The 4003-nt window shown below is 58.9% G+C and carries 6 protein-coding genes; all 6 read left to right on the top strand.

Translation table 11 applies throughout. From position 1 onward, the window contains the following. The first annotated feature begins 626 nt into the window (after window positions 1–626). Window positions 627–1172, top strand: coding sequence for a hypothetical protein (locus ACWC09_RS52280; protein ID WP_450859347.1), 546 nt, complete (start codon window positions 627–629; stop codon window positions 1170–1172). 241 nt (window positions 1173–1413) lie between these two features. Then, window positions 1414–1611 (top strand): hypothetical protein, encoded by a 198-nt coding sequence (locus ACWC09_RS52275; protein ID WP_450859345.1) that lies wholly within the window; start codon window positions 1414–1416, stop codon window positions 1609–1611. Continuing rightward, complete coding sequence (locus tag ACWC09_RS52270) at window positions 1608–1778, top strand: hypothetical protein (RefSeq protein WP_450859343.1); 171 nt, start codon at window positions 1608–1610, stop codon at window positions 1776–1778. The genes ACWC09_RS52275 and ACWC09_RS52270 overlap by 4 nt, the downstream gene beginning before the upstream one ends. Next, on the top strand, window positions 1760–1954 hold the full coding sequence (locus ACWC09_RS52265; RefSeq protein WP_450859342.1) for a hypothetical protein: 195 nt from the start codon (window positions 1760–1762) through the stop codon (window positions 1952–1954). Before ACWC09_RS52270 ends, ACWC09_RS52265 begins: the two co-directional genes overlap by 19 nt. A gap of 368 nt (window positions 1955–2322) precedes the next feature. Then, window positions 2323–2751, top strand: coding sequence for an Imm1 family immunity protein (locus ACWC09_RS52260; RefSeq protein WP_450859340.1), 429 nt, complete (start codon window positions 2323–2325; stop codon window positions 2749–2751). A gap of 417 nt (window positions 2752–3168) precedes the next feature. Continuing rightward, window positions 3169–3507, top strand: a complete 339-nt coding sequence (locus tag ACWC09_RS52255) for a helix-turn-helix domain-containing protein (RefSeq protein ID WP_450859338.1) — start codon at window positions 3169–3171, stop codon at window positions 3505–3507. Window positions 3508–4003 lie beyond the last annotated feature (496 nt).

Raw genomic sequence — 4003 nt, 5'->3', positions numbered from 1 at the left:
GCATCTACATGGCACTGATGAGCCTGGACCCGACGGGGAAGGGCCGCAAGAGGTGGACCATGCGCTGGAAGGCACCACTCAACGCGTTCCAGATCGCCTTCGAGGGCCGCCTGACCCCGAGCAACAACTGACCACTCAACAACCAAGATCAGCCGTTAAATTGACACACCCTCTGCCGGCGGTGGGCTTCGGAGCCTGCCTGGTGGTTTCGGCAGGGGCCCTGTGTCGTGGTCGGCGTCGCCGCCGCGACGATCAGTTATGGGGGCGACTATGCGCGTACAGGCAATATGGATTGGGGCGGGTATGGAAAGTCGCTTGCTTGGACAGTGGGAGGCGGTCTTGTGGCTGGTGGTCTGGCGAAGGCGATGGGCGCCACTTGGAGAGATGCAGCTCTCGGCAATGCGTTTGAACGTGCCGAGGTTGAAGTCCCTCTGTACCGGACGAAGCTGGGCCCGGGTGCTGGAGTCGGCGGTGGCCGCAGGGGTTATGTGACCCAGACGACAACGATACTGGACAAGGGTAGAACCGCTCTGAACGTAGCGGTGAACGCACAGGTGGGCTGGGGTGTGTGCGGAGAAGGAGCGGCCAGCGCTCTCCATGGTCGCTTGGGATGTTAGGGCGAGTCGATGAAAGACCGAGTTCTGCGGCGACGATCCTGGCCGATCCTGGCCGGGATCGCGACCATCGCTGTCTGGGGCGTCTATCCCTGGGGCGTGCAAGCCGGCATAACCCATGGCAACTATCGTGACCTGTGGCTCGTTACGGCGGTTTTTTCTGCGGTGACCGCGCTCTTCTTGCGACTGGGAACTTGCGTGGCTGTACTGCGCGCGGAATCTCTCATCGTCATCAACCCCATCGGGGCTAAGGAAGTCAAGTACCAAGACATTCGCAAAGTGGTGTCGGGGCGAGGGGCCAGTCTCAAGATCATGACGGTTCGAGACGAGTTGCTTGCTCCCGTGGTGTTCGGTGCATCTCTTTTGGACTACCCATTCGGTACGTCAGAGTCGGCGGCCTTGGATATCAGAGAGCGGATGCCGCGCAGGCCGAGAAACCTGGCAGATGCTGAGCCGATCAAGAAAACCCGCGTGAGATTTTGTCGACCGGCAGATATATTTTTGGTGATCGCCGTTCTGGCCGGGATGGTCGGAGGAACGGTCGGACTGGTCAATTAGCACCGGAGTATTAGTGCGGTCCAGCAAGGTGACGCCCTCACCGCTGACACGGATGGCCACGTCTATGTTGTCGACCGGGTTGTGGAGAATGCCTCCGAGCGGGTGTCGCGCAAGATTATGAAGATGATGCAGCGTAAGAACGAGTTTCTACGCGAAAAAGAGAATTCCCCGCTCTTGACTATGTGAACCTCGAGAGAGAAAGCTGGCAGGCCCGTTCGACGGGTTCGACGAGGGCAACGGTGTGCTGATCGTCTGGAAGCTTGGAGTTGGGACGCAGGAGAAGACTCAACGGTCGGCGATCAACCAGCCCATGGCGCTGGAACAGTACGGTTACACCGGGCGATGGAAATTGGCCAACCGGCAGGCGACCAACCAGGCGCTCAGGATGTTCAACAAGCTCGGGATGAGCAGTATCGACGTTAAGGTGGCCAGTCCATGACTATGGTGGTTACTTCCAGAATCGCGCGAGCTCTTGCCGATGTCATCGTTTCAAAATTGACAGGCGATGACGTCCGCGACCCGGAAATCGCATCGGCGATCCTCGACGACACGACGGCCATATTCGACGATATACCGAGGATGCGGCAATGGCACTCAATCAAATGATTGACACAATCCTTGGTGCTGTCTTTCGCGATGCGGATCTGTCGAACTCATTTGCATACTTCGAGAAGAATTCGAACCTCTACACGGCGCTGGCGCTCGGTCGGCTTTTCTGGCCCGATGTGGCGGTGATTCACGAGTCCCTTTTCTTGATCCTTCGTGAGGGGGATGCACCTTAAATCGAGAGACGGATCACTGCTCAGATTGAATCCGCTCGTCATGGCGTCCAGTGGTGTGAATTTGTTGACACCTTCAATCGTTTTGAGGTGCGACATCTTTTTCTCTCATGGTCCGGCTTTCCGGAAGTTTCGAGCGAGGCGGAATTTCTGCTCGCCGAACTTCTGGTGGAAATGTGGTCTGCAAGGCTGAGTAGTGCGCTCCCGGATCGAGAATTCTCCGTGCTCATTGAGGAATCAGTCGGTGGTGAAGGGCCGTGCGTGCTGATTTCTCAAATTCGGCCTCCCTTGGTCGCGCCTGAGGGCTGGACGAGATAGTGGAGGCCTGACGAAAATGGCGGGTGGACAGGGAAAACGTACGGAGGGGCGCCGTGACGCAGGCAGAGGCCTACTATCGTAAAGAGCATGCAGGGAACCGTCCGAAGCTTAGTTCGGAGCGGGATGTGGACGCACTGATTGATGCTCTCCTGGAGGGGTCGCCGTTCCATAACATGGCGGAATTGCATTCCTTGGAGCGGTCGCCTCTGCCTTCTGGGTTTCCGGACCATGAGCTCCTGGTGGGAGTGAATAAAGATCTGCAGGTCGGCGTTCTTGAGTTCATGGATGAGAGCAATCTGGTGACGCTCGGTTCATGGACGGGGCGTGGGGAGGTTTCCTATCACATCGCAGGAAATCCGACCGAATTTCCAGAGCGTTCGGAAATTCCCATCGAACTGGTGCGCCGGGCCGTCAAGGAGTTTTTGATGTCAGGTGGGCAGCGTCCAACATGTGTTGAGTGGCAGGTGCCGGAGTACTGGTGATATGCACAGCAGGGCTAGGAGGGCCCTGCGAGGTCTTTCCGGTGGCCTGATCAAGAGCATGCTGGGTCGCCGAGAATGCATCCAAGCTGGGTGCCGTGCAAGATTATGTAGATGGCGCGGTCGGAGCGAGGACACAGGTTACTACGCGATCAAGCGAAGTTCCTGATCTCGGCTACGTGAACCTCGATGGCGAAACGTGGCAGGTGCGCTTCGACGGGTTCGACAAGGAGAATGGAGTGTTGATCGATCGGAAGTGTGGAATGCACTTTTCGTTTTCGACCCGGACCGTCAGGCCGTGATCCTGGTCGGCGGTGACAAGGCGGGTAACTGGTTCGGCTGGTATCGCGTCGCGGTGCCCCGGGCGGAGCAGGCATACGCGGAGCATCTGAAGCGAATCGATGGGGAGGACGGGGCACGATGACTGATCACCTCAAGGACCCGCAGGCCGTCTCCTGGGGAGACCTGGCCGAGGATTTCGCCTTCACCGATGCCGAAAAGGATCAGATCCAGAAGGGGGCGCAGGCGATGGTCCTGGCCTCCCGTGTGCACCGGCTCGCCGAGTTGCGGAAGCGGCAGCACACCACACAGGTCCAGGTTGCCGAAGCCATGGGTGTTACCCAGGCCCGCGTCTCCCGCATCGAGAAGGGTCAACTGGGGCGCAGCGAGGTCGACACACTCGCCGCCTACGTCAAGGCGCTCGGCGGCAAGTTGAAGATCATCGCTGACTTCGGTGATGAGAGCTACGTACTCGGCTGACCGGATCGACATGCTGCGACCCAGGTCCATGCGCAGTCCGTCGGTAAGGGACTCCGTTGTGTGAAGGTTCCATGCCTTCGGCTGAACTGGGCGGACGCGGCTGCTGCTGTGGTAAACGTCCAACTCAACCATCCCCAGGGGCCATTGAGGGGCCACAAGGACAGGAACAGACCGACAAGTACTGCACAGAGCTGACACGGATCAGCATGTCTGACCTGCAAGAACGGCGTGAATCGGCACTGATCGGCAAGGACCGCCAAGATCCTCAAAGGACTCATAATCCGTCGGCCGTGGGTTCGAGTCCCACCCGCCCCACCTGTGCAGGTCTCTGACCTGCGGAAACGTTCATTTTTTGGGTGTCGGATCGTCAACTTTGCCTGAACGGACTGGATCCGCTGCTCGTGGGTTTGGAGTCGGGTGTTGCTCGGGGGAGCTCCGCCCCCTGACCTGCGGGTGAGTAGATGATCGAGGGTGTCGCTCGCGGCCTGGGCGACTG

The organism is Streptomyces sp. NPDC001617 (assembly GCF_053596855.1).
Note: the sequence above shows the minus strand (reverse complement) of the source record. Positions and strands in the feature narration are given on the sequence as shown.

Bases quoted from the DNA above. Each gene is read 5' to 3' on its own strand.
- ACWC09_RS52280 (WP_450859347.1), top strand. From the start codon at position 627: ATGAAAGACCGAGTTCTGCGGCGACGATCCTGGCCGATCCTGGCCGGG.
- ACWC09_RS52270 (WP_450859343.1), top strand. From the start codon at position 1,608: ATGACTATGGTGGTTACTTCCAGAATCGCGCGAGCTCTTGCCGATGTC.
- ACWC09_RS52265 (WP_450859342.1), top strand. From the start codon at position 1,760: ATGGCACTCAATCAAATGATTGACACAATCCTTGGTGCTGTCTTTCGC.
- ACWC09_RS52255 (WP_450859338.1), top strand. From the start codon at position 3,169: ATGACTGATCACCTCAAGGACCCGCAGGCCGTCTCCTGGGGAGACCTG.